Source organism: Rufibacter aurantiacus (genome assembly GCF_017916345.1).
Lineage (GTDB): Bacteria > Bacteroidota > Bacteroidia > Cytophagales > Hymenobacteraceae > Nibribacter > Nibribacter roseolus.
On sequence record NZ_JAFMSV010000002.1, the window covers coordinates 1,020,616 to 1,044,232 of the forward strand.

The following is a 23,617-nucleotide window of genomic DNA, read 5'->3' on the forward strand; positions in this document are numbered from 1 at the left end:
GTAAAAGGCCGGGGTTTTAACGCGCCGGCCCTTCCTTTAAAACTGCTTCTTTCTTGTGTAATCGCCTCTGGCTTTTTAGGCCCGTTTTCAGGAAAACGGCCTGAAATCAGCCTTACTGTACCCCAAACTTTCAGGCTATTTTAACAGGAAACCCACTCCCATTCCCCTGATGACCAAACCGACGTTTTATATCTTCTGCCTTCTGTTCGCATGGGCTACCCTCGCCTGCAAGGAGGATAAAAACGAGGCAGATGACACCTCGTTGTACCCACCGGAGAACCCGGTGAGCACAGCCTCGGACCGGGAGTTGCTGAACAAGGTACAGGAGTCTGCCTTCAAATATTTCTGGGAGTATGCGCTCCCGGCCTCGGGCATGGCCCGCGAAAGAACCAACTCTGGCGAGACAGTTACCAGCGGCGGCACCGGGTTTGGGGTGCAGGCCATCATTGTGGGGGTGCACCGCAAGTTCATCACCCGGCAGGAGGCCACTGAACGTTTGTTGAAGCTTTGCAACTTTCTGGCCTCCGCTGATCGGTTCCACGGGGTATGGCCGCACTGGCTCAATGGCAGCAACGGCAAGGTGATTCCCTTCAGCCCCAAAGACAACGGCGGCGATGTGATAGAGACTGCCTTTTTGGTGAACGGACTGCTTACCGCCCAGGCTTACTTCAACGGACCAGATGCGAAGGAAACCGAACTGCGGAACAAGATCACCCAACTCTGGGAAACCGTGGAATGGGACTGGTACGCCTCGCGCGGCGACAACAAACTGTACTGGCACTGGAGCCCCACTTACGGGTGGGAAATGAACATGCCCATCCAGGGTTGGAACGAGGGTCTGATCGCCTATGTATTGGCGCTGGCTTCTCCCACGCACGCCATCTCCCCGGCGGTTTACCAAACCTCCTGGACCGGCAGCGGTTTCCGGAGCACCCAAACGCTGGAAGGCTACAAACTGGAGATCGGGCCACCTTATGGCGGACCGTTGTTTTTTGCGCATTATTCGTTTTTGAGCCTTGATCCGCGGCAGATGCAGGACCAGTACGTGAACTATTGGCAGCATAACGTGAAGCACACGCTCATTAACCGGTCTTACAGCATCTACCTGGCGCCCAAAGCCTACGGGTACTCAGAACACCTGTGGGGTTTGACCGCCTCTGATGAGCCCAACGGCTACTCGGCGCACAGCCCCACCAACGACAACGGCACCGTGACACCCACGGCCGCGCTTAGTTCTTTCCCTTACACACCCTACTACTCCATGCAGGTGCTCCGGAACCTGTACGGCAACCTCAGTTCCCAGATGATCGGGACCTACGGGCCTTATGATGCCTACAACAAACCGCAAAACTGGGTGGGTAAAGATTACCTGGCTATTGACCAGGGACCCATCGTGGCCATGATTGAAAACTACCGCAGCGGCCTCTTGTGGAAATTGTTTACCGATCTCCCGGAAATCCAGGCAGCCCTGGTGAAGGCTGGCATCCAGAAACCGGAGTACGAGACGGGCTTTTACCTAGCCATTCCGGAGGTGAGAACCGGGCAATACGACCTGCTCAAACACCCCGATGTGGAAACCTACCAGATTGATGTCGCTCTCAAGAATGCCGGCACGGTGACCCTCACAGTGGAGAAACCAGACGGGACCGTCATGGAGACGCTCTGGAACCAGGAGGCCAAAGCCAACGGGCTGTATCAAGTCAATTTCGGGGCGGGCTTGTCCCCGGGCGCCTATAAACTCAAACTCACCAATACCACGCTTAACAAAGAACTGCCGGTTTACCTCCGATAAGGAAAAACGGCCCCAAAACAGAACGGCACACCACATACCAACGAACTATGAAGCAATTCTACACCATAGCACTTCTCCTGATTCTCTTCTGCGGCTGCGTACAAGCCCAGAAGAAAGGCCCCGTGAAACGCCCCAAGAACCTCTCCGATGAACAACTCATGGAACTGGTGCAGCGGCAGACGTTCCGGTATTTCTGGGACTTCGGGCACCCGGTGAGCGGCATGGCCCGCGAGCGCAGCAACCGGAGCTTTGATTACGGCGACGAGGTAGTTACCACCGGCGGAACCGGCTTCGGGGTGATGGGCATCATTGTGGCCGCGGAGCGCAAATGGATCACCCGACAGCAGGCCGCCGAGCGGATGCTCAAAATCGTGAATTTCCTCTGGAAAGCCGATCAGTTCCACGGCGTGTTCCCGCACTGGCTTGACGGCGCAACGGGCAAGGTGATCCGGTTCAGCCCCAAAGACGACGGTGGTGATCTGGTGGAAACTTCTTTCCTGTTCCAGGGCCTGCTCTGCGCCCGCCAGTACTTCAACCAGGACAATCCCACTGAGAGCCAGTTGCGCAACAAGATCCTCTGGATGTGGGAGGGCATTGAGTGGAACTGGCACACCCAAGGCGGACAGAACGTGCTGTACTGGCACTGGAGCCCCAACAACGGCTGGAGCATGAACCACCAGCTCCGCGGCTGGAACGAAGGGCTGATCACCTACGTCTTGGCCGCATCGTCACCGCGGTTCAGCATCAGTCCGCAGGTCTACCACCAGGGCTGGACCACCAACAACTACTTCCGCAACGACCGCGAGTTCTACGGCATCAAACTGCCCTTGGGCTTCGACTATGGCGGGCCGCTGTTTTTCGCCCATTATTCGTTTTTGGGGCTGGACCCACGCGGGCTAAAAGACCAGTACGCCGACTACTGGGAGCAGAACAAGCGCCACACGCTCATCAACCGGGCTTACTGCATTGACAATCCCAAGAAGTACAAAGGCTACTCAGAGAACTCCTGGGGCCTCACCGCCAGCGACAGCTACCGGGGCTACGCCGCCCACTCACCCACCGAGGACCTGGGCGTGATTACCCCCACGGCGGCTTTGTCTTCGTTCCCCTACACGCCCGAGTATTCCATGAAGGCGATGCGGTACTTCTATGACACCCTGGGTGATAAAATCTGGAGCGAGTACGGCTTCGTGGATGCCTTCAGCGAGCACCACAACTGGTACGCCAACTCGCACCTGGCTATCGACCAGGGGCCTATCATCGTCATGATCGAGAACCACCGGACCGGCCTGCTCTGGAAGCTGTTCATGAGCATCCCCGATGTGCAGAACGGCCTTCGGAAACTCGGGTTTGAAAGTCCTCAGTTACCAGTAAACGCGAGCAAATGAAAACAGCCTTAAACCTAAGCCTGGTCCTGCTCATCGCCTGGCTGATGCACCTGCCGGCCATGGGCCAGCCCAAACCGCAGCGCACCTACTGCAACCCCATGAACCTGGATTACGGCTACACGCCCATCCCCAACTTCACGGAATCGGGCAAGCACCGTGCCACCGCAGATCCGGTCATTGTGATGTACAAAGGTGATTATTACCTGTTTTCCACAAACCAGTGGGGATACTGGTGGAGCAACAACCTCTACAACTGGAACTTCGTCTCCAAGTCTTTCCTGAAGCCGCACCACAAAGTTTACGACGATCTGTGCGCCCCGGCGGTATTCGTGCTGGGTGATACGCTTTTGGTCTTCGGGTCTACCCAGGAGAAGAATTTCCCGCTCTGGATGAGCACCAACCCCAAAGCCAACCAGTGGAAAGAGGCCGTGGAGCCGTTTCAGGTGGGCGCCTGGGACCCCGCTTTCTTCCTGGACGATGACAACCGCCTGTATCTCTACTGGGGCAGCAGCAACGTATACCCCATGTACGGCATCGAGATCAACCGGAAGACCTTTGAGCCCATCGGCGAGAAAAAGGAGATGATCGCCTTGAACGATGAGCGATTTGGGTGGCAGCGTTTCGGGGAGTACCTTGACAACACCTTCCTGGACCCGTTCATGGAAGGCGCCTGGATGGACAAGCACAACGGCAAGTATTACCTGCAGTACGGCGCGCCGGGCACTGAATTCAGCGGCTACGCCGATGGCGTGCAGGTGGGCGATCATCCGCTGGGGCCATTCAAACCGCAGGCCCACAATCCGTTCGCCTACAAGCCCGGCGGGTTCGCGCGCGGCGCCGGGCACGGCAACTCGTTCAAAGACAAATGGGGCAACTGGTGGCACGTCTCCACGGTGGTGATCTCGGTGAAAAACAACTTTGAGCGCCGTTTGGGCGTGTGGCCCGCCGGGTTTGACAAAGACGGCGTCATGTACTGCAACACCACCTTCGGGGATTATCCGCATTACCTGCCCAACGGCCCCGCCGATCACCTTAAAAGCCGCTTCACCGGCTGGATGCTCCTCAACTACAACAAACCCGTGACGGTTTCCTCCACGCTGGCGGCCTACGCACCCAACTACGCCGTGGACGAGAGCATCAAAACCTACTGGAGCGCCGCCACCGGCAACAAAGGCGAGTGGATCCAGACCGATTTGGGCCAACCCAGCACGGTGAACGCCATTCAGCTCAACTACGCCGACCAGGACGTGACCTTCCTGGGCAAGCAGACCAACATCTACCACCAATACAAGCTGTACCATTCCCTGGACGGCAAAACCTGGAAGGTGCTGGTAGACAAAAGCCAGAACAAAACCGATGTACCGCATGACTACATTGAACTGGACAAGCCGGTGCAGGCGCGTTACCTCAAACTGGAGAACCTACACATGCCCACTGGTAAATTCGCGATCAGCGGTTTCCGGGTGTTTGGGAACGGGAATGGCAAAAAGCCCCAGGCCGTGAAAGACCTCACCATTCTGCGCACCGAGAAAGACAAACGCAGCGCCTGGATCAAGTGGTCGCAGGTGAGCGATGCCTACGCCTACAACCTCTACGTGGGCGTGGCGCCCGATAAGCTCTACAACTGCATCATGGTGCACGGCGGCGGCGAGTACTACTTCAAAGGCATGGACAAAGAACTGCCCTACTACTTCCAGATTGAGGCCATCAACGAGAACGGCGTCTCGGAGAGAAGCAAAGTCATGGAATCGAAATAGTAAACTGTTTTAGAGCCGATTTCAGTAAAACAGCCCCAAAACGCCTCGCCTGAATTCAGGTGAAACAGCAGATGAAAAGTACCCAAATTACAGTTCCGTTTTATGGCTGATTTTACCAAAACTGCCATAAAACGGTAGGTCAGATTTCGCCGGTGAGATGTCATCGGTTGGCCGAAAAGAATATGAGAGAATACCATTAGAAGCCACTAAACACGCGCGCATGATGAGAAATTTTACCCTTGCCTTGATCCTGCTGATAAGTGGAGGCTGCACGCAGATGCCTCCGCAGAAAACCCCGGAAACCGCCTCCACCGGTACCGGACAAAACCAGACTGCGGCCACCGCCACTAACTCAATCCCCACCCGACCGCAGGACCCCAAGATGAAAGCCTTTATTGACGACCTCATGGGCAAGATGACGCTGGAGGAGAAAATCGGGCAGCTGAACCTGGTATCGGTGGGCTTTACAGTGACGGGTCCGGTGGTGAGCGAAAACGTGGATGAGAACATCACCAAAGGACTGGTGGGCGGCGTGTTCAACACCTTTACGCCCATTGCCGTGCGCAAACTGCAGGAGAAAGCCATTACCCAATCGCGGTTGAAAATCCCGCTCCTCTTCGGGTACGATGTCATCCACGGGCACCGCACCATCTTCCCGATGCCCATTGCCTTGGCCGCCTCCTGGGACTTGGCCGCCATTGAACGCAGCGCCCGCATCGCCGCCGATGAAGCCTCAGCGGATGGTTTGAACTGGGTTTTCTCGCCCATGGTAGACATCTCCCGCGACCCGCGTTGGGGCCGCATTGCCGAGGGTGCCGGCGAAGACACCTGGCTGGGCTGCCAGATCGCCAAGGCCATGGTGCGCGGCTACCAGGGCAATGACCTGTCGGCTAACAACACGGTGATGGCCTGCGTGAAGCACTTCGCGCTGTACGGTGCCGCCGAGGCCGGCCGCGACTACAACACCACCGACATGAGCGAGCGCCGCATGAAGGAAGAATACCTGCCACCGTACAAAGCCGCCCTGGATGCGGGTGCCGCCAGCGTCATGTCCTCGTTCAACGACATCAACGGGGTGGCCGCTACCGGTAACCGTTGGCTCATGACCGAACTGCTCCGGAACCAGTGGGGCTTCGATGGGCTGGTGGTCACCGACTACACCGCCATCAATGAGCTGATTCCGCACGGTTTGGGCAAAAACGAATACGAAGTAGCCAAGGTAGCCCTGGACGCCGGCATTGACATGGACATGGTGGGCGAAGTCTTCCTGAAACACTTGGGCCAGCTGGTAAAGGATAAAAAAGTAACCGAAGACCAGATCAACGTCTCCTGCCGCCGAATTCTGGAGGCCAAGTACAAGCTGGGCTTGTTTGAAGACCCGTTCCGTTACGCCAACGAGCAGCGCGCGAAAGAAACCCTCCTGAAAAAAGAGTACCGCGATGCCTCCCGTGACATCGCCCGCCGAACCATGGTCCTGCTCAAAAACCGGAACCAGACCTTGCCCCTCAAGAAAACAGGTTCCATTGCGCTCGTGGGCCCGCTGGTGAAAAGCCAGGTAGACCAACTAGGCAACTGGAATGGTGCCGGCGACTGGAAACAAGCCATCTCAGTAGAGCAAGGCATCCGGAACGTAGCCGGACCGGGCTTGAAAATCACCTACGCCAAAGGAGCCAACATCGCGGATGACACGCTCATGCTGCGTCGGTTGAACGCCCACGGCGGAAATATTGAGGTAGACCCACGCTCTGCCGAGGCTATGATCCGGGAAGCGGTGCAGGCCGCCCGCAAAGCAGATGTGGTGGTAGCGGTGGTGGGCGAGTCGCAGGGCATGACCGGTGAGGCCTCCAGCCGTTCCGATATCACCTTGCCCGGCCGCCAGCTGGATCTGCTCAAAGCCCTGAAAGCCACCGGTAAGCCCTTGGTGGTGGTGCTCATGAACGGCCGGCCGATGGCGTTGAAATGGGAAAACGACAACGTAGACGCCATGCTGGAAGCCTGGTTCCCGGGTACCGAGGGCGGCAACGCCATCGCCGATGTCCTGTTCGGGGACTACAATCCGTCCGGGAAAATTACGGCCACTTTCCCGCAGAACGTGGGGCAGGTTCCTATCTACTACAATGCTAAAATGACGGGTCGGCCTTACGGCGGGCAGCAGCTGGACAAGTACAAATCGCGCTACCTGGACGTGTCCAATGATCCGCTGTATCCCTTCGGGTTTGGGTTGAGCTATACTACGTTCTCTATTTCGGCCCCTACGTTGAGCACCGCCAATCTGCAGCCCGGCGGCAATATGACGGTGAGCGTGCAGGTGCAGAATACCGGCAACTATGATGGCGAGGAAGTGGTGCAGCTGTACGTGCAGGACCTAGTGGGTACCGTCTCCCGGCCGGTGAAAGAGCTGAAAAATTTCAAGAAGGTATTCCTCAAGAAAGGCGAGACGCAGACCGTAACCTTCACCCTTACCGAGAACGACCTCAAGTTCTATGACATCAACATGAAGTACGTAGCAGAACCCGGCGATTTCATGGTGTACGTGGGCCCCAACTCCCGTGACGTGAAGTCCGCGCCCTTTACGCTCACGTCTTCGGGCGCCTCGGCGGGTAATCCGTAACAGGACTTCCTATCGGATATATTGAATCGGGTTTAGGGGCTGTTTTGCGGAAAACAGCCCCTAAACCCGATTGGCGTTAAAGCCCTTTCTGACTTGCACTGTTTTTCCCTTGCCCAGAGGTGCGCCGCCTTTCACAGTTTTAGTTCTGTCACCCGGCATAAGGTTCTATATTTGGCTATCTTTAGCATTGCATCTGCCTCCCCTTAGCTATGGCAGCTAATTTTGCTTTATTCATATCAGATCAGAAGCTTCTTTGAAGAACTTGAATCCCATTTTGTTTCCAACCGGTAAGAATCTTTGGGTCGCATTTGCCCTGTTGCTTTCTTGCGTGGTCTGCCCCTCCAACGGCCAGGCATCTCCGGTGACTGACAGCTTACTCACGGAGCTTAGCCAGACCATCAAAAACAATGAAAGTTTTATTGAGGGGAAAAACCGGCAGCTTGACCAACTGAAGAACTCCTTGAAAAACGGGAACTCAGGGTCGCTCCTGCACCAGTTTACCGTGTATGACAAACTTGTCTACCAATACCGCGCCTTTAAGTATGACTCCGCTTTTGCCTATGCCTTAAAACTGCAGGAAGTAGCCAGAAAGTTGAATGATCCGGTCAGGGTTACGCACGCCAAACTGAAACTGAGCTTTATCCTGGTCTCCTCGGGCATGTACAACGAGGCGCTGGACTCCCTGGAAAACATCAGGGCAACCAACTTGCCAGACAGTGTGCGGTTAGATTATTATGCCTTGAAATCGCGGGCGTACTATGACCTCTCCGGCTATACCCAGGACATCTTTTATTCCTCGCGCTATTCTAAGAAAGGCGAGATTTACGCCGACTCCGCGTTGGCGTTGCTGGATGAGAGCAAGCTGCAGTTCCATGCCATGAAGGGAATGCGGGCAGAGATCGCGCAGAAACCAGATGAGGCCCGGGGCTACTTCCAGACAATCCTGGACCGGTTCAATCCCACGCTGAACCAATATGCCATGGCGGCCAACTCCCTGGGCAATATCTACTACAAAAAAGGAAACGTGGACAAAGCCATTGAGATGATGGCCAAAGCTGCCATCGCGGATATGAAAGGATCGGTGAAGGAGGGGGTGGCGCTTATGACCCTGGCGGAGTTCCTGTACAAGACCGGGGACGAGGTACGGGCCTACGAATACATCAAGCAGGCTTTACGGGATGCTACCTTTTACGGGGCCAAACAACGGACCATCCAGGTGGCGGCGATCCTGCCCATCATTGAAGGCGAGCGTCTCTCTACCGTGGAAGGGCAGCGCCAGCGGCTCTACATTTACGCTATTGTGGTGACGGTGCTGTCCTTGCTGGTATTGGTGTTTGCTTACATCATCTTCCGGCAATTGAAGCAGCTGCGGGAGGCGAAACGTACCCTCACCGAGGCTTTTGACAAGCTGCAGCAAACCAATGATGAGCTGGTGGAAGCCAAGCAGACGCTTACCGATGCCTATGACAAACTTCGGGAAACAAACGAAAAACTGATTGAGGCCAACGTGATCAAGGAGGAGTACATTGGCTACTCGTTCAATTTCCAGTCTACGTACCTGGACAAGATAGACAAGTTCAAGAAGTCTATTGACCGCAAACTCATGGCTAAGAAGTATGACGAGATTGGGCACGCCATGAAGAGCATCAACGTGCAGAACGAGCGCGAGCTGCTGTTCCAGAGCTTTGACCAGACCTTCCTGAAGCTTTTCCCCAACTTCGTTTCCACCTTCAACTCGTACTTCAAGGAAGAGGACCGGATCAGGCTCAAAGACAAGAACTCCCTCAACATAGAGCTCCGCATCTTCGCGCTCCTGCGCCTGGGCATCACTGACCACGAGCAGGTGGCCCAGTTCCTGGACTACTCTGTGCGGACCATCTACAACTACAAAACCAAGGTTAAGAACCGGTCTATCCTGCCCAACGATGATTTTGAGGAGAAAATCATGGAGATCAAAGCCTTCTAATCTGGCCTAGAGACGTGTAGTCCCTTGCCGGTCCTCCCCGAAGTTCAGCATTCCCCTTTTGGGGCTCTTTTCGCAAAAAGAGCCCCAAAAGGGTTTTCTTTTTACGCCCCGTTCCAGCCCCACTTACCATTCTTTCTTCCCGCCTTCTCATCCAACTCCCGCGCGCAGACCCAAGGACTTCTTTTGACATTTTGTCAATATCCCAAAAAGGATCTATTCAGCCTTCGCTAGGGATTGCCCGAGTCAAAACAGGGAGCCAACAGGGAAATTCACCTTAAAACACCACCTGTTCGCTCTAAATCATTTACTTTTTCACCTACCCAATTAAGCCAAAAAACAAAAATAACTATCTGAAAATCAATTCGATACAAATAAACCCTTTGTGAAAATATTTACTTTCCATTTCACTTTCTTCTACTTGGCTGATAAGAATCTCAAATTTGTAAACAGGGAATAAGCAGCCATCTCATTCTATCTGCCCTGCTCTTCTCCTCTTTGGGCCAAACCCTCATAATTAACAAAATGGCAATTATTAATAGCTAACATAACTTACTTCACACCTTTATGACCAAACTTTTAACTCAATGGCCACCAAAGCTTAGTTCTTTTGTGGCCTGCGTATTCTGCAGAGATAGATTATGGTCCAACGGATATCGCCAGATGGTGGTAATGGTTGGCTTCCTCCTCCTGGCAGTATCCGCCCAAGCCCAAGGTACCCGTGCTGTGTCTGGCACTGTGAAAGATGCTGCGGGCACCGGGCTTCCCGGAGTGTCTGTTGTGGTGAAAGGAACCACCATTGGCGCAGCTACGGACGTGGAAGGGAAATACCGCCTGGCTGTACCTGAGGCGGGCGGCACGTTGGTGTTCACCTACATTGGCTTTATCACCCAGGAAGTGCCGGTCTCTTCGCAGGCAAGCGTGGATGTAGTGCTGCGCGAAGACGCCAAAGCCCTGGGCGAGGTGGTAGTGGTAGGCTACGGTACCCAAAACAGAAGAGAAGTGACGGGGGCGGTTTCCTCGGTGAACATGGAACAAACCCGGTCGCTGCCGGTACCCGATGCGGGCCAGGCCTTGCAGGGGCGCGCCGCAGGGGTGCAGGTGGTGGGTTCAGGGGCTCCGGGCAGCAACGTGACCATCAGGGTGAGGGGCACCGGTACCATCGGGAACAGTGACCCGCTGATTGTAATTGATGGCGTGCCCACCGATCTCCCGTTGAATGCCATCAACCCGGATGACATCGCCACCATGGATATTCTGAAGGATGCTTCGGCTACCGCAATCTACGGTTCAAGGGGTGCCAACGGGGTGGTGCAGATCACCACCAGAAGAGGTTCTGAGAAAGGACGTCTGGAGTTCAAGGCGTATACCGCGGTGCAGCAGGCCACCAGCACGGTGAAGATGTTGAACTCGGCCCAGTTCGCGGCGTTGCACAACGAGATCATGGCCAACAACGGCCAACTCCAGAATCCGGCCTACGCAGACCCGGCTTCCATCTCTACCAACACAGATTGGCTAGGCGAATATTTCCAGTCGGCACCGCAGCAGAACTACTCTTTGTCTTACTCTGGTGGTACGGAGAAGTCTAATTTCTATGCTTCGGGCACCTATACAGACCAGGAGGGGATTGTGATCAATAACCGCTACAAACGGTATACCCTCACGCTCAACAGCAACAACAACTTCTTCCCGTGGTTCAAGCTTTCCAATAACCTGTTGTTGAGCCATGACAAGAAGAGCAGCGGCACCGTGGATATCCGCAATGCCATGGCGGCGCTTCCCGTGCAGCCCATCCGCAACCCAGATGGTACCTGGGCTGGCCCTGAGGGGCAAAGCAACTGGTACGGCGATGTGCGCAACCCCATCGGGCAGGCTTTGATCAATGACAACACCACCACGGGTTACAATGTGCTGGGCAACCTCAGCGGGGAGTTCACCCTCCTGCCTCAGCTGACCTTCAAAACCACGCTGGGTATTCAGGCGGCCTTCTGGGATAACCGCAACTGGAGCCCGCAATACGCCTGGAAACCCATCGCCAATGAGTTCAGCACCCTCTACCAGGGCTCCAACAAGAGCATCACCAAACTCTGGGACAATTACCTTACCTATGATGCTACCTTCGGGGAGAAGCACCACCTCACCATTCTGGCCGGAACCAGCGCCCAGGACAACCGCTACGACCAGATGAATGCCGCCGGCCAGGATTTCGTCAGTGATGATGCCCAGCAACTGGACAACGCCACCCTGATGCTTCCTTCCGGCGGAAACGCCAGCGACTGGGCTCTGTTCTCGCTTCTGGGCCGGGTGAACTACAACTACAATGACAAGTATTTACTCACGGCCAACATCCGCCGCGACGGCAGCAGCCGCTTCGGACCCAACAACCGCTACGGCACCTTCCCTTCGGCCTCAGCCAAATGGCGCATCTCGGAAGAAGGATTCTTCAAGGAAATAGGCTGGCTGAGCGATTTGTCACTGCGGGTGGGGTATGGCATCACCGGTAACCAGAACATCGGCAACTATGCCTACGCCTCCCGGTTAGCCATTGGCGAAGCCACTTTCAACAATACCGTGGTCAACTCGGTGGTGCCGGTGGTGCTGCCTAACGCCGATGTACGCTGGGAAGAGGTGGAACAGTCCAACCTTGGTTTGGACCTTGCTTTCTTAAACGGGCGCGTAAACGTAACCGTAGACGCCTATCTGAAAAACACCAATGACATGCTGGTGCCCATGAACGTGCCGGTAACTACGGGGTATTCAGACATCTTCGTGCCCAGCATCAACTTCGGGAAAGTGCGGAACAAAGGGCTTGAGTTCGCCGTGAACTCCCAGAACCTGACCGGAGCCCTGGAGTGGAGCACCAACTTCAATTTCTCCATCAACCAGAATGAGGTCCTGAACCTGAATGGCGATGTGCCTTTGTACGGCGGGTTTGGGCAGATCAATCGCCAGAAGGTGGGTTATCCTATCAACTCGTTTTACGGCTTCATCATGAACGGCATTTTCCAGACCCAGGAAGAGGTAGACAACTATGCCCGCCAGCAGCAGGGCGCCGACCCTTTCAACAGCACCAGGCCCGGCGACGTGAAGTTCCTGGACATCAACAACGACGGACAGATCACCGACGCAGACCGCACGTACATTGGCGACCCTAACCCTCGGTTCACCTTTGCCTTGAACAACACCTTGGCCTGGAAAGGCTTTGATTTCACCTTGTTCCTGCAAGGGGTAGAGGGCAACGACATCTTCAACGCCAATAGGGTTTTCCAGGAAGGCATGGCCGTGGCGCAGAACCAGACCACCGCTACCCTGAACCGCTGGACCGAGTCCAACCCCAGCACCACCATGCCGCGGGCGGTCTTCAATGATCCCAACAAAAACACCAGAAACTCTACCCGCTTCATTGAGGACGGTTCTTACCTGCGGGTGAAGAATGTGACCCTGGGCTATACCCTGCCGCAAAGCCTCACCCAGAAAGTAAAGATGAGCTCTGCCAGGATCTATGTCTCGGGCCAGAACCTGGTCACTTTCACGGATTACACCGGATTTGACCCGGAGGTGGGTTCCAGTGGCGTGGACCTGAGTGTGTATCCTTTGGCCAGAACCCTGAGCGCCGGCATCAACATTGGCTTTTAATCATCAAAAACGAACGAGCATGAAATCATTCATCAAATATACCGCGGCCCTGTTGCTCACCTTGGGGCTGGGCAGCTGCGACGATTACCTGGACAGAACTCCGCTGGACACCATCAACCCTTCTAACTTCTATAAAACCGAGAAAGATGCCATAGCCGCCATCAATGGGGCCTACCAGCCTTTGATGTGGCCCAAGCTGTACAACTTCCAGATCTGGACCTCAGACATCTGGGCGGGTAACAGCATTGTGGGCGCCGGGGGCGGTACGGACGGGATTGGGACGCAGGATGTCTCCAACTTTGTGCTCACCACCGCCAATGAGGCCGCCCTGGATCTATGGCGCGGTCCTTCCCCCGGAATTCTGCGGGCCAATGTGGTGCTGAAGTATGTACCGGCCATTGAAATGGAAGAAGGTCTGAAGAACCGCATCCTGGGTGAGGCCAAATTCCTGCGGGGCCTGTACTATTTCATTCTGGTAAGGGCCTTCGGCGATGTACCCCTGATTACCGATGCCCCCGACACCCCAACCCAGGAATACCTCTACCCTTCCCGCACGCCCAAAGACCAGGTGTATGCCCAGATTGTGCAGGATTTAACCGAGGCCATTGAGTTACTGCCCACCAGAGAAACTTACTCCGGCTCTGACATTGGACGCGCCTCTAAAGGTGCTGCCACCGGATTGCTGGCTAAGGTATATTTAACCCTAGGTGACTATGCCAAAACCGTGGAGTTGTGCGAACAGGTGACTTCTTTGGGATATACCCTGAACCCGGACTACAGCGCGAATTTCAACCCTTTATCTGAAAACGGCCCCGAATCGCTGTTTGAGGTACAGTACGCCGGCAAAGTGAACACCGCCGATTTCTTTGGGGGCAATGAGCAGATGGCCTCCTGGGTGAGCACTTTCACGGGCCCCAGAAACGCCAATATGGTGGCGGGCGGCTATGGCTGGAACCAGCCTACGCAGGAGTTTGTGAACCAATATGAACCCGGTGACCTCAGAAAAGACAAAACCATCCTGTACGAGGGCGGCCCTGACTTTGACGGGCAGGCGTACAAGAAATCTTACTCCGTGACGGGCTATAACCTGCGCAAGTTCCTGGTACCGAAGTCTGTCTCCTCGGAGTACAACACCAACCCCGCCAACTTCCCGGTACTGCGCTACGCCGATGTGCTCCTGATGCAGGCCGAAGCCCTGAATGAACTAGGCAGAACCGCCGAGGCCCAAGCCCCCGCTACCAGCATTAACAATGGAGGACCTTTGAACCGGGTAAGATTAAGAGCCGGATTGCCCAACCTCACCGGCCTTAACCAGGTTGCTTTGAGAACAGCCATCAGAAAAGAGCGCCGCCTTGAATTAGCCTTTGAAGGACACCACTGGTTTGACATCATCCGGTATGACAACGGCCAGTATTTCGTGCCTTACCTGCATTCCCTGGGCAAGACCAACGCCAGCACCAAGCACATGCTCTTGCCTATTCCGCAGCAGGAGGTCACCGCGAACCCAAACCTTGTCCAAAACCCCGGTTACTAATCATTAGCCCATCATTCTAGACTGATATGGAAAACATATATAACCTCTCAAAAGGAGTAAACTGGCCCTACGCGCTGCTGCTCCTGCTGGTGACCTTGCTGGGAATCTCCTGTAAAACCGATATTTACGACGAGTTTGACCAAAGCGTCAATGCGCCCCTGGCGATCTCCACCAGCAAAGACGCAGTAGTGCTGCAGGAAAGCCTGGCCGCCAGCGAAGCCGTGGCCTTCAACTGGACCACCGGCTCCAACTACGGCACCAACAATTCCATTTCCTACACCCTGTACCTGGACCGCCAGGGAAACAACTTCCAGAACGCCGTGGCAACGGATATGGGCAAAGCCAGCTTCCAGAAGAAGTACAGCGTGAAGGAACTCAATGACCTGCTTCTGGGGCTGAACCTGATGCCAGGCGTGGAAGCCACCCTGGAAGCCAAAGTAGTCTCCAATGTTTCGGGCACGGATTTGTCAGACTCTACCATAACCACGCTGAAAGTAACCCCTTACCAACCGGTAACCACCACTCTGTTCCTGATAGGCGACGCTGCGCCCAATGACTGGAACGCCGACGAGGCCACGCCCCTTAAATTGAACCCTTCGGCCCCGGGAAGATTCACCTGGCAAGGCAGATTGAAGGCCGGTGAGTTCAAGTTCATCACTACCAAAGGCGCTTTCCTGCCATCCTACAACAAAGGGACCTCTCCCACGCAATTGGTGTACCGCACCGCAGATGCGCAGCCAGATGACAAATTCACCATCACCAAGGCCGGTTTGTACGCCATCTCGGTGAACCTGCTGGACATGACCGTTTCCATTGTGGAGGGCTCCGCTCCGCCTTACTCTGAGCTATGGATTGTAGGCGACGCCACGCCTAACGGCTGGAATATTGACAACCCCAATAAACTGCGGGTAGACCGATCAAACCCCTACGTGTTCACTTACAATGAAGTGCTGAAGGCCGGCGAGTTCAAGATTCCCACCTTTACCGGGAATGGGTGGGCTGGCGACTTTTACATGCCCCTGGTGAACAACCCAGACCTGAGCTCCACCGGGGTGCAACTGGTGCGCGGCGGTACCCCAGACCTTAAATGGAAAATCACCACGCCGGGCGCTTACAAGATTAAACTGGATCTGGAAACCATGAAGATAAATATCACACCGTTCATCCCGCCTACCCAGATCTGGCTCGTGGGGGATGCCACGCCTAACGGCTGGGATATCGGGAACGCCACACCGTTGGTGCGTGATGCCGCCAATCCCAATGTCTTCACTTACACCGGGGCGTTGAAAGCGGGTGAGTTCAAGTTCCCGCTGCAGAAAGACTTCACAGGGGACTACTACATGCCGGTCACGCCCAACGAAGACGCCACCAGTACCGAGATGAAGTTCGTTCCCGGCGGGCAGCCAGACAATAAATGGAGAATCTCCGCAGACCAGGCGGGCAATTACAAAATCACCATTGATGTGCTGCACGAGACCATCCAGTTTCAGAAGCAATAATCCTCCTTTCCTTTCATCAAATCCCAGCTTCCGCGAGATGTCCGGAGGCTGGGATCAAATCCCCTCACTATGACTTTCAGGATTCTATTTTCGTGTTTTTTGGTTCTTTTTACAGGATTGGGCTGTAAAGACAGCAATGCCAGTTCTGACCCTTCGCCTACCGAGGTGCCGGCCAACCCGGGCACTCCCGCCTATGGCAACGTGTCCCTTTCCATTGATAAAGCCGCTTACAGCCCGGGTAGTGACGTGACCTTTACGGTTGACTTCGCCAAACTACCGGCCGGGGCCAAGGTGCGGTACAAGTACCTGAACCAGGTGTTGGGTGAAGCGGCCATTACATCGGGCACCTGGACCTGGAAAGCGCCCGCCACTGATTACCGGGGCTACCTGGCCGAGGTATTCAGCACGGTCAATGCCACGGAGACCATCCACGCCACCATTGGGGTAGACGTTTCCTCAGACTGGAAGAAATTTCCCCGCTACGGTTTCCTCTCCAAATTCCCCCAGCTGAGCGAGGCCGAGGTAAACGGGGTCATTTCTAACTTGAACCGTCACCATATCAACGGCATCCAGTTCTATGACTGGCATAACAAGCACCACCAGCCGCTTCCGGTTTCCGGCGGCACCCCGGCCAGTTCCTGGAAAGACATCATGAACCGGGACATCTATTTCAGCACCCTTCAGAAATACATCAGCAGCGCCCATAGCTTCAACATGAAAGCCATGCAGTACAACCTGGTCTACGGGGCCTGGGACAATGCCGAGGCAGACGGCGTCCAGAAAGAATGGTATGTCTTCAAAGACAATACCCGCACCAACCGCGATTTCCACCCTTTGCCTACGCCGCCGTTCCTGAGCAACATTTACCTGGTGGATCCCGCCCACACCGCCTGGCAGAACTACCTCATCAATGAAAACAAGAAGGTGTACCAGCACCTGGCTTTTGACGGTTTCCACATGGACCAACTGGGCGACCGGGGCACCACCTACGCGTACAACGGCAGCGCCCTGAACCTTGCCCAAACGTACAAGCCCTTCATCAACGCGGTGAAAGCCCAGGCCCCTAACAAGTACGCGGTCATGAATGCCGTGGCGCAATACGGACAACAAGGCATTGCTGAGTCCAACGCCGATTTCCTGTACACCGAGGTTTGGGCGCCCTTTGACACTTTCAATGACCTGGCCAACCTCATCAAGCAGAACAACACCCTCAGCAACAACACCAAGAATACGGTCCTGACCGCGTACATGAACTATGAGTTGTCCAACAACAACGGGTTTTTCAACACCCCCTCAGTGTTGATGACCAACGCGGTGATCTTTGCCTTCGGTGGTTCGCACCTGGAACTGGGCGAGCACATGCTCTCCAAGGAGTATTTCCCGCACAGCAAACTGGAGATGAAGCAGGACCTAAAGAATGCCCTGGTAAACTACTATGACTTTTTGGTAGCTTACCAGAACCTGCTGCGCGACGGTGGCACGTTCAACAACGTCACCCTCTCTTCAAAGGATAATAAACTGGCCATCGCCAACTGGCCTGGCACGGCCGGTTCTGTGGCCGTTTTCGGAAAACAGGCAGGAAACAGTCAGGTCATCCACCTTATCAACTTCAAGAACTCCAAAACCCAGAACTGGCGCGACACCAACGGCATCCAGACAGCCCCGGTACAGGTAAAGGATGCCAAGCTGTCTTTCACCGCCACAGGCCCGGTAAAGAAAGTGTGGTGCGCTTCCCCGGATAATATCGGCGGCGCCTCCCGATCCTTGAATTTTGCCCAAAGCGGCAATACCGTCAGCTTCACCCTGCCCGAGCTGCAGTACTGGAGCATGATTGTGGTAGAGTATTAGAAACCTGTCACCGGAAGCTGCCCTTGTCCTTTGCAGGGCAGTTTCTGGTTTCACCCGGTTTTAGCCGCCGCCGTTTTAGCCCTGTTTCCCAGAAAAGAGCCCCAAAACAAGATTCCGGCACAACCATGCCCCAGAACCTAAAACTGTGCACCTGGGCAAAGCTTTCATGACATTCCATTTGATTCCCCCGGGTTTAGGATCGCCCCTCTTTCCTGAGCCAAACCCTTCTCAATATCAAAACCTCCGCTTTCCGCAATGAGTACTAAACCTTTACAAATAAGCCTGGCGCTTTCCCTCCTGCTTTTAGGGAGCTGCCAAACGCAGAAAGGAAACAGCCTGGCCTCTGTAACTACCCCCGTTATGCAAGAAGAGCCTATTTTCAAATCGGAGCAGTACGCCATCTACCCCAACCGGGTGGTGCAGGGCTCCTTTGAGGCCAAGGCACTTTCTCCCACAGAACTGGCCTCCAACTACAGAAGCATGGCCAAGGAGTTCCTGAGCCCCGAGCTCAAGTTCAAGTTTAGCATCAATGGCAAGGACAACGAAATGCTTTCCGGTCGGGACCATACCTTTGCCTGCATGGCAGAAAATGGCAGCTGTGAGACACCGTTGATTGTATTCGGGACGCAGAACAACATCAGCTCCAAGGTGCCGGCCAACACGTACCTGGCGCCCAATACCAGACTGAAAATCAGGCTGGACATGCGGCACGTTTTGGAGGCGTTTTCCAAAAAAGGCTTCTATACGGCTTTCAACGGCGACAAAATCTACAAAGAGGACTTCAAAGGCGTATTCGTGGCGGGCGGCACCGCTCCCCTCACCTGGGACTTTGACAACCTGCACAACTTCAGGAATCTGGAGCTGAAAGACGCTGACAAAGATGGAATCTATGAACTGGACCTGGTGCTGAATCCCTCTGGGGATGAAACCGTCACGGCCTCCACCTGGAAGCTGTCCAAGGAGGTAGCCGCTTTCCCGCAGTACAAGTCAGATTACCCCCTGGTGGATGCGTTGTACAACCTTTCCCTGGAGGAGATGGTGAACGCCGTGGAGCCGGACAGCACCTTCAGGACCGGGAAAGAGTGGGCCGGCGTCTGGACCCGTGACATCAGCTACAGCATCATTCTGTCCATGGCCGCCCTGCAGCCCAAAGTGGCCTATAACAGCCTCATGCGGAAAGTGAAAAACGGCCGCATTGTACAAGACACCGGCACGGGCGGCGCGTACCCCGCTTCGTCAGACCGCATCATATGGGCCGTAGCCGCCTGGGAACTCTACAAGGTGACGGGAGATCAGAACTGGCTCAAGGAATCTTTCCAGATCGTCAAAAACACGCTGGAAGATGACCTGAAGAACGTGTATGACCCCAAAACCGGGTTGTTCAAGGGTGAGTCCTCGTTCCTGGACTGGCGCGAACAAACCTATCCCGAGTGGATGCAGCCCGTGGACATCTATGAATCTGAGAACCTGGGAACCAATGCCGTCTTCTACCAGGCCACCAGTATTCTCTCGCAGATGGCCACGCTCCTGAATGATGGTACCTCCGCCACCAGATACCAGACCCTTGCCGAGAAGGTAAAAAAAGGCATCAACGACCACCTCTGGATGTCGGATAAAGGTTACTATGGGCAATATCTATACGGCCGCAACTACAAAACTTTGTCACCCAAGGCAGAGGCGCTCGGCGAGGCCCTTACCGTATTGTTCGGCATCGCCGATAGAGAGAAACAGAGGCAGGTGGTAGCCAACACGCCGGTTGCGCCGTTCGGTATTCCCACTATCTACCCGCAGATCCCCAACATTCCGCCGTACCACAACAACGCCACCTGGCCCTTTGTGCAGTCTTACTGGTCATTGGCCGCCGCCAAGGTAAAGAACGAAGCCGCCCTGCTGGAAAGCATGAGTGCCATTTATCGGCCTGCCGCCTTGTTTCTGACGAACAAAGAGAACTTCGTGGCTACCAGCGGCGACTACGCGGGCACCCAGATCAACTCCAGCAACATGCTCTGGAGCCTAGCGGGCAACCTGAGCATGACCTACAAAGTCATCTTCGGGATGGAGTACCGGGCTAACAGCCTGGTCTTTCAACCGGTGGTGCCGCAGGCCCTCGGGGGCAAGCGCCAACTCTCCAATTTCAGATACCGGAACGCTGTGCTGGACATTGACATGGAAGGCTACGGAGACCTGATCCAATCCATCACCCTGGACGGGAAGCCGCTGCCCAACGCGGAAATTCCGGGTGCCCTCACCGGGCAACACGCCGTGAAGATAGTGCTGGCCAACAATTCTATGGGAGAAAGCAAAGTGAACCGGGTAGCGGTGGAGTTCGCTCCAACGGCTCCCCTCGTCACCTACGCCAACGGCACCCTTTCCTGGACGGCTGGCGACGGAGTAAAACACTTCAAAGTCCTTAAAAACGGCAGACAGATAGAGAAAACCGATAAAACCCAACTTCAAGTAAACAAAGGTGCCTACGCCGAGTACCAGGTCATTGCCGTGGATGCCAAGGGATACGAGTCGTTCGCGAATGAACCGGTAGCAGTGGTGCCCGCCGGCAAACAGACCGTTCACGAAGCAGAGCATAGTGCCGCCAAGGCCAGCCTGCCCTACAAAGGATTCAGCGGGAAGGGCTTCGTGGAAATCAGCAAGACCCAGAACACGCAGGTCACGTTCAAGGTACAGGTGCCGGAAACCGGCATATACGCCATTGACTTCCGGTACGCCAACGGCGAGGGCCCTATCAACACCGAGAACAAATGTGCCATCCGGACCTTAAGGCAAGGCGACGCTTTCCTGGGAACGGTAGTGCTGCCGCAGCGAGGCACGAATGAGTGGTCAGACTGGGGCTTCACCAATGCCGTGCAGGTGAAACTGGAGAAAGGCACCCGCGAATTGACCCTGGCGTTTGAACCGGCCAACGAGAACATGAACGGTGAGATCAACCGCGCTCTGCTGGACTACCTGCGACTGACCAGGATAGAGTAAAAGAAGTAACCATAAACCCAAGGCAAAACGGACAACATTTCTTAACTTAAACTACAGGAAACCGGCTGAGCCTAAGTATTAAAAATCGGTAAATAGGCGTTAGCTTTACCTGCGGAAAGCAATGGTACCCTTTTCTGGCGTTTTCTGTCATCCGGTATTCCAGCTTTCCGTTTTCAGCCTGAAATATAGAAAGCAGGGCCAAAACAGAACCCAAACTCATCATTCAAACAACCGCTTTTACTTTTAGAACATGCATAAACTTTCTTTATTGACACTACTTCTGGTGTTTTTCGTGGGAATGGTACGGGTCAAAGGCCAGGAATTGAAATCGCCCGACGGGAAATTCAGCATGAGATTCTCGCTGCAGGGCAACGGGGTGCCCACCTACGCCCTCACCTACAAAGGCAAGCAGATCATCAAGCCCAGCAAAATGGGTTTTGAACTGATCACCAAAGGCGCGGCGGCGGCCTCGGGCGGGTCTGACGCCAACATGGAGCAGAAGGCCGTGAACCTGCAGGGCTCGCTGTATGACAACTTTACCGTCACTGATACCAAAACCGCTTCTTTCAACGAGACCTGGAACCCGGTGTGGGGCGAGGTGAAAACCATCCGGAACCATTACAACGAAATGGCCGTGACCCTGAACCAGAAAGGCACCGACCGCCAGATGGTGGTCCGGTTCCGGCTTTTCGATGACGGCCTGGGCTTCCGCTATGAGTTCCCTACGCAGAAGAACCTCACCTACTTTGTGATCAAGGAGGAAAGGACGCAGTTCGGGATGAACGGTGACCACACCGCCTACTGGATCGCGGGCGACTACGATACCCAGGAGTACGACTACACCACCTCCAGGCTGTCGGAGATCAGGGGCATCATGGCCAAGGCCGTGACGAACAACCTGTCGCAGACCACCTTCTCGCCTACTGGCGTGCAGACGTCTTTAATGATGAAGTCCAAAGATGGAATCTACATCAACCTGCACGAGGCTGCTCTGATTGACTACCCGGCCATGCACCTGAACCTGGACGACAAGAACCTGGTGTTTGAGTCCTGGCTTACGCCAGATGCCCAGGGCGCCAAAGGCTACATGCAGGCCCCGCGCAGCACGCCTTGGCGCACCGTGATCGTGAGCGATGATGCCCGCGACATCCTGGCTTCCAAGATGACTTACAACCTCAACGAGCCCAGCAAGATCAAAGACACCTCCTGGATCAAGCCTACCAAATACGTGGGCGTATGGTGGGAAATGATCACCGGCAAGAGCACCTGGTCTTACACCAATGACTACCCTACCGTGCAGTTGGGCATCACCGATTTCTCCAAAGCCAAACCCAACGGCACCCACGGCGCCAACACTGCCAATGTGAAACGCTACATTGACTTCGCGGCAAAGCACGGCTTTGACGGTGTGCTGGTGGAAGGCTGGAACGTGGGCTGGGAAGACTGGTTCGGGAACTCCAAAGATTACGTGTTTGATTTCGTGACCCCGTACCCAGATTTCGATGTGAAAGGCATCCGGGAGTACGCCAAGTCCAAAGGCGTGAAGATGATCATGCACCACGAGACCTCTTCCTCGGTGCGTAACTATGAGCGCCACATGGACAAAGCCTATCAGTTCATGAAAGACAACGGCTACGATGCGGTGAAAAGCGGGTACGTGGGCAACATTCTGCCGCGCGGCGAGAACCACTACAGCCAATGGATTGTGAACCACTACCAGTACGCCATTGAGAAAGCCGCCGAGTACAAGATCATGGTGAACGCCCACGAGGCAGTGCGCCCTACCGGGGTTGCCCGCACCTGGCCCAACCTCATCGGGAACGAATCTGCCCGCGGTACCGAGTACCAGTCGTTCGGAGGTTCCAAGCCCAACCACGTGACCGTTCTGCCTTTCACCCGTCTTATTGGCGGCCCGATGGACTACACGCCGGGCATCTTCGAGATGGATCTGAGCAAGCTCAACCCACAGAACAAATCGCACGTGAACAGCACCCTAGCCAACCAGCTGGCCCTTTACCTCACCCTGTACAGCCCGCTGCAGATGGCCGCTGACCTGCCCGAGAACTATGACCGTTTCCCGGATGCGTTCCAGTTCATCAAAGACGTGGCCGTGGACTGGGATGACAGCAAATACCTGGAGGCCGAGCCCGGCGAGTTCGTGACCGTGGCGCGCAAAGCCAAAGGCACCGGCCAGTGGTTCCTGGGCAGCGTGGGCGGCAACGAGGCCCGCACCTCCAACATCAAGCTGGACTTCCTGGACAAAGGCAAAAAGTACGTGGCCACCATCTACGCCGATGCCAAGGACGCTCACTACAAAACCAATCCGCAGGCCTACAACATCCGGAAGGTGAACGTGGCAAGCAAATCCAAACTGTCGCAGTTTGTGGCGCCGGGCGGTGGGTATGCCATCAGCTTCGTGGAGGCGCCTGGCAAATAGTTTTTGGCCCATATTCTATAAAATAAAGCAGAAACGGGTTGGCGGGTTTTTCCGGCCAACCCGTTTCTGCTTTATACCCCTACTGTTTCTTTATCCATAACCCGCTAGCTTTTAAGAGGCATTTTTAGAAAATCAGCCGGAAATCAGAAAGGAGCATTTAACTTGCG

The 23,617-nt window shown here is 55.0% G+C and carries 11 protein-coding genes; all 11 read left to right on the forward strand.

Annotation, left to right across the window (positions count from 1 at the left end):
• Positions 1–169: 169 nt before the first annotated feature.
• The 11 genes from J3P34_RS09460 to J3P34_RS09510 all read left to right on the forward strand — a co-directional run bounded on the left by J3P34_RS09460 (position 170) and on the right by J3P34_RS09510 (position 23,450).
• Entirely contained in the window at positions 170–1,792 is a 1,623-nt protein-coding gene (locus tag J3P34_RS09460; RefSeq protein ID WP_210488130.1) for a glucoamylase family protein, read from the forward strand.
• Between the two features lie 47 nt (positions 1,793–1,839).
• On the forward strand, positions 1,840–3,180 hold the full coding sequence (locus J3P34_RS09465; RefSeq protein ID WP_210488132.1) for a glucoamylase family protein: 1,341 nt from the start codon (positions 1,840–1,842) through the stop codon (positions 3,178–3,180).
• Positions 3,177–4,937, forward strand: a complete 1,761-nt coding sequence (locus J3P34_RS09470) for a family 43 glycosylhydrolase (protein WP_246853632.1) — start codon at positions 3,177–3,179, stop codon at positions 4,935–4,937. The genes J3P34_RS09465 and J3P34_RS09470 overlap by 4 nt, the downstream gene beginning before the upstream one ends.
• Positions 4,938–5,157: 220 nt before the next feature.
• Positions 5,158–7,548 (forward strand): beta-glucosidase BglX, encoded by a 2,391-nt coding sequence (gene bglX / locus J3P34_RS09475; RefSeq protein ID WP_246853634.1) that lies wholly within the window; start codon positions 5,158–5,160, stop codon positions 7,546–7,548.
• A 262-nt stretch (positions 7,549–7,810) separates the two neighbouring features.
• The gene (locus J3P34_RS09480) at positions 7,811–9,514 is read left to right on the forward strand and encodes a DUF6377 domain-containing protein (protein WP_210488134.1); all 1,704 of its coding nucleotides are present in this window, start codon (positions 7,811–7,813) and stop codon (positions 9,512–9,514) included.
• A gap of 669 nt (positions 9,515–10,183) precedes the next feature.
• Entirely contained in the window at positions 10,184–13,147 is a 2,964-nt protein-coding gene (locus tag J3P34_RS09485; RefSeq protein WP_210488136.1) for a SusC/RagA family TonB-linked outer membrane protein, read from the forward strand.
• 19 nt (positions 13,148–13,166) lie between these two features.
• Complete coding sequence (locus J3P34_RS09490; protein WP_210488138.1) at positions 13,167–14,681, forward strand: RagB/SusD family nutrient uptake outer membrane protein; 1,515 nt, start codon at positions 13,167–13,169, stop codon at positions 14,679–14,681.
• A gap of 26 nt (positions 14,682–14,707) precedes the next feature.
• Positions 14,708–16,180 carry a SusE domain-containing protein gene (locus J3P34_RS09495; RefSeq protein WP_210488140.1) on the forward strand — a complete coding sequence of 491 codons (1,473 nt, stop codon included), beginning with the start codon at positions 14,708–14,710 and terminating at the stop codon, positions 16,178–16,180.
• A 69-nt stretch (positions 16,181–16,249) separates the two neighbouring features.
• Positions 16,250–18,028, forward strand: a complete 1,779-nt coding sequence (locus J3P34_RS09500; RefSeq protein ID WP_486966781.1) for an endo-dextranase — start codon at positions 16,250–16,252, stop codon at positions 18,026–18,028.
• 255 nt (positions 18,029–18,283) lie between these two features.
• Positions 18,284–21,013: an alpha-L-rhamnosidase-related protein gene (locus J3P34_RS09505; RefSeq protein WP_210488144.1), complete on the forward strand. Its 2,730-nt coding sequence runs from the start codon at positions 18,284–18,286 to the stop codon at positions 21,011–21,013.
• Between the two features lie 250 nt (positions 21,014–21,263).
• Positions 21,264–23,450, forward strand: a complete 2,187-nt coding sequence (locus J3P34_RS09510) for a glycoside hydrolase family 97 protein (RefSeq protein WP_210488148.1) — start codon at positions 21,264–21,266, stop codon at positions 23,448–23,450.
• Positions 23,451–23,617: the final 167 nt, after the last annotated feature.

What these genes read in the sequence shown, in the direction of transcription:
- J3P34_RS09500 (WP_486966781.1), top strand. Translation starts at nt 16,250, where the DNA reads ATGACTTTCAGGATTCTATTTTCGTGTTTTTTGGTTCTTTTTACAGGA.
- J3P34_RS09460 (WP_210488130.1), top strand. Translation starts at nt 170, where the DNA reads ATGACCAAACCGACGTTTTATATCTTCTGCCTTCTGTTCGCATGGGCT.
- J3P34_RS09510 (WP_210488148.1), top strand. Translation starts at nt 21,264, where the DNA reads ATGCATAAACTTTCTTTATTGACACTACTTCTGGTGTTTTTCGTGGGA.
- J3P34_RS09490 (WP_210488138.1), top strand. Translation starts at nt 13,167, where the DNA reads ATGAAATCATTCATCAAATATACCGCGGCCCTGTTGCTCACCTTGGGG.
- J3P34_RS09465 (WP_210488132.1), top strand. Translation starts at nt 1,840, where the DNA reads ATGAAGCAATTCTACACCATAGCACTTCTCCTGATTCTCTTCTGCGGC.
- bglX (WP_246853634.1), top strand. Translation starts at nt 5,158, where the DNA reads ATGATGAGAAATTTTACCCTTGCCTTGATCCTGCTGATAAGTGGAGGC.
- J3P34_RS09495 (WP_210488140.1), top strand. Translation starts at nt 14,708, where the DNA reads ATGGAAAACATATATAACCTCTCAAAAGGAGTAAACTGGCCCTACGCG.
- J3P34_RS09505 (WP_210488144.1), top strand. Translation starts at nt 18,284, where the DNA reads ATGAGTACTAAACCTTTACAAATAAGCCTGGCGCTTTCCCTCCTGCTT.
- J3P34_RS09470 (WP_246853632.1), top strand. Translation starts at nt 3,177, where the DNA reads ATGAAAACAGCCTTAAACCTAAGCCTGGTCCTGCTCATCGCCTGGCTG.
- J3P34_RS09485 (WP_210488136.1), top strand. Translation starts at nt 10,184, where the DNA reads ATGGTTGGCTTCCTCCTCCTGGCAGTATCCGCCCAAGCCCAAGGTACC.